The sequence below is a fragment of the Bradyrhizobium sp. Unk1 genome, from assembly GCF_059512345.1.
On the sequence record NZ_JCAMOP010000141.1, the window covers coordinates 1 to 2,751 of the forward strand.

The 2,751-nt window shown below is 57.0% G+C and carries 4 protein-coding genes; 3 read left to right on the forward strand and 1 reads right to left on the reverse strand.

The features are described from left to right. Nucleotides 1-10: 10 nt before the first annotated feature. A complete protein-coding gene (locus AC5ZFO_RS47600) occupies nt 11-313 on the reverse strand; it encodes an MBL fold metallo-hydrolase (RefSeq protein WP_496124214.1) in 303 nt (100 codons plus the stop codon). Nucleotides 314-728: 415 nt separating this feature from the next. On the opposite strand from AC5ZFO_RS47600, the gene AC5ZFO_RS47605 reads away from it, so the two are divergent. From AC5ZFO_RS47605 to AC5ZFO_RS47615, 3 genes are all read left to right on the forward strand, one after another. Beyond that, nucleotides 729-947: a helix-turn-helix transcriptional regulator gene (locus AC5ZFO_RS47605; RefSeq protein ID WP_496124215.1), complete on the forward strand. Its 219-nt coding sequence runs from the start codon at nt 729-731 to the stop codon at nt 945-947. Between the two features lie 425 nt (nt 948-1,372). Further along, nucleotides 1,373-1,816 (forward strand): hypothetical protein, encoded by a 444-nt coding sequence (locus AC5ZFO_RS47610; protein WP_496124216.1) that lies wholly within the window; start codon nt 1,373-1,375, stop codon nt 1,814-1,816. Continuing rightward, nucleotides 1,806-2,690, forward strand: a complete 885-nt coding sequence (locus AC5ZFO_RS47615; RefSeq protein ID WP_496124217.1) for a hypothetical protein — start codon at nt 1,806-1,808, stop codon at nt 2,688-2,690. Before AC5ZFO_RS47610 ends, AC5ZFO_RS47615 begins: the two co-directional genes overlap by 11 nt. The last annotated feature ends 61 nt before the right edge of the window (nt 2,691-2,751 follow it).

Below are 2,751 nucleotides of genomic sequence, written 5' to 3' on the forward strand. Positions count from 1 at the left end.
TCAACCGAGATCATAATCCCGATGGTGGGGGCAGTTCTTCACGACGCAAAGGGGGCAGTTCCGGATGGCGTTTGACAATTGGGGCAAGGCCCTCAGCATGATCCTGGTCGGGATGGGTGACGACGACGTGGTTGATGAAGTCGGTGTTGAAGTATTTTTTGATATGGGCGGCGAGGTCCGGAGCGGTAGCTGTGTAGCCACCGTCAACCACATGGAGGTACCACTGGTCTCCGACCTGATACCGAATGCAGATACAATCACCGCTTTTCGACGTGTGCACTGGCAGGAAATCGAGTTCGTAAAAGTCGGCCATTTGTGGCCCCCCCCCAACACCTAGTGAGCCGTTTCTCCTCCAAACGCTGCATGTGGGGTTCCATTGGGTTCCGTGCAACCCCTGATTCTACTCTCAGGAAGATACACCTTACCACGGCCTTAATTCATGTTCCAGTTTTGTTCTCGACTGAGGGCGGACCGTCCCACCGCCAAAGTCCGCGGATCGGCCGCACCCGGACTCGTTCGTGGTGAAGGACGCTAATGGCATCGTGGTCGCGCCCGAGACGACCTTCAGAAGTGGTCATTCGGGCAAGGGCACCGGCTCAAATGGTGCACGGCAATACGACAGTTTCTTTGACGTTTATTGGCGTAGGAGCGAGATGTTGAATTCTGCTACGAATTGCACGTCGGCTGACTAACAGCCGTCGCGACGGCTCCAAACAAGGAGCTCAGCGATGACTGGTAAGGAAGTGGTCAACTGGCGTGGACTTAAGGCACTTGGAATTCCCTACAGCCGTACACACTGGTTTCGGCTTTGCACTTCTGGAGAGGCACCGCAGTTTTTCAAACTCGGCCGACACAGAAACAGCCCGCCGGTATGGTGGCTGCATGAGATCATCGAGTGGCTTGAAGCTCGCGCAACAGCCAAACCTGCCGACGCTCCGAAGAAGTAGGAGCGGGGCTGGCCCTCCAAAGCCAGCCCTTCCTTCTAGCGCTCTACCATCGACCGCCTCCTTATGCCCCGCCGTACGCCCCGCCTTTAAGGTAAGGCGGGGTGAACGGTCGCTATGCGCCGGCCTGGAGCAGCATGCGTAAATGAAAAAGCCAATTCATCCGTGCGACTTGCGTTGTGCTGACGCACAACGGCGCGCGAAAGCGGCGCATGCGTTCCTCCTCTTATGCGAGATTGATCCATCTCAGACTTCGTCCGAGCCTCATCAATCTCTTCACCAGGAGGACAAGCTTCAGCGCCGCGAGTCCCAAGAAGCGGAGAGCTTTGGAAAGCAAGCCTGAGAGGAGCGGAATAGCTCTACGGGAGCCTCTGGTTTTCTGCGTCTCAAGCGTGCATACTTTCTTTTTTTGCAGAGGAGGTCACTCCATGCAACTAAAGCTCAAGCGCTCACAGCGCACGGGCGGCATACTGGGCAGCAAGGTTATCTTTGCCCTCGATGCACGTACCGATCTCACGCCTGATGAAACAGGACTGGTGAGTAAGTACGGTCTTGGAAAGCTCGTCGTATACGATAGCGAAGCGCGCAAGAAGCACGGCGAGGCCGCATACGGTCATTTCGATGAGGGCGCGAGCAGCACTGTTGGCCGCTCGCTTTGGAAAAGCGCTCGCGGCATTGCGAGCGCTGCCATGATGTCGCTTTCGCTTCGGATCACGGTCGAAAGCTTGACGAGCGGCCAGCACATCGAATGTAAGGATCTCGATGAGCTGCTTGGCGCTGAAGCGGCTATTCTCAACGCCTGCAAGAACCTGAAGGCATATCTCGAGACGGCGCAGACCTTCGACGGACGGGAGGAGGTCATTGAGTTCTAAGATCCCAAGATACGAACGCCCCTCTCCTTTCACCCCGTTCCTGCGGCGCTTCACGGACGAGCGGGCACGTGATCTGGCTGAGACGGTCGCGCTCTATGACGAGGTGCGCACCACGCATTTAGGTTCCCTATGGGCCGATCCTGATGCCCTCGGGCACGTCAACAGTTTAGTGACCGAGCGGGTCGGAGAGATCGTCGATCTACCGACATTACCTGCGCTGCTAAAGGCGCTCGACCAGTGCCAGCAAGAAATGCTCGCGCTTGAGACCACGATCTTTTCGTTTCCCGAAGTCGATCTGAATGCTGGCGTGCTTTCTCTAAAAGAGCATGTTGATCTTCGCCACTATCTGCGCGCTAAACAGCATTTTCTTGCCAACAACGAGCGTGTCGCCGAGCTACTCATCGATACGCTCGTCGGGCTGTTTGGCGGAGTCGTCTCGGCCCTGCCGAACCTACAGAACACCACGGAAGATAGGCCGCTCACTGTTCCTTTGGCGTGCCTTCTACGCAATCCGGGCGATCTCATCGCCCGCCTGATAGCGACCATCTGTCAGCGGGAGAGTGCGGAAGCAGGTCTGTTTTCAACCCTGCAAGACCGCCTGTACAGAAATGTATGCCTCGCCTCGGGCGTCTCCCCGAATGATGAGAAACCGCGCAAGCCACTCGTCGAAGCCGACCACTCCGATCTTGGTCCGGTCGAGCTCGTAGAGACCTATTTGCACGACACCCCTTTCCTTGAACTCATTCTCTGCCCGGTGCCCTTTTGCATTCCGGCAAAGACGCGCTTCGAGCACCAGTGGATTGTTGCGCCGCCGGGCGCCGGCAAGTCCACCCTCCTTCAATACTTGATTTTGCGCGACCTAGCAGTCTGCTGAAAAACCTCGAAATGGAGCGTCCTCGCCGGTCGTTGTTGGGGCGATGCGGTGGAGTTGGACG

What these genes read in the sequence shown, in the direction of transcription:
- AC5ZFO_RS47600 (WP_496124214.1), bottom strand. Translation starts at nt 313, where the DNA reads ATGGCCGACTTTTACGAACTCGATTTCCTGCCAGTGCACACGTCGAAA.
- AC5ZFO_RS47605 (WP_496124215.1), top strand. Translation starts at nt 729, where the DNA reads ATGACTGGTAAGGAAGTGGTCAACTGGCGTGGACTTAAGGCACTTGGA.
- AC5ZFO_RS47610 (WP_496124216.1), top strand. Translation starts at nt 1,373, where the DNA reads ATGCAACTAAAGCTCAAGCGCTCACAGCGCACGGGCGGCATACTGGGC.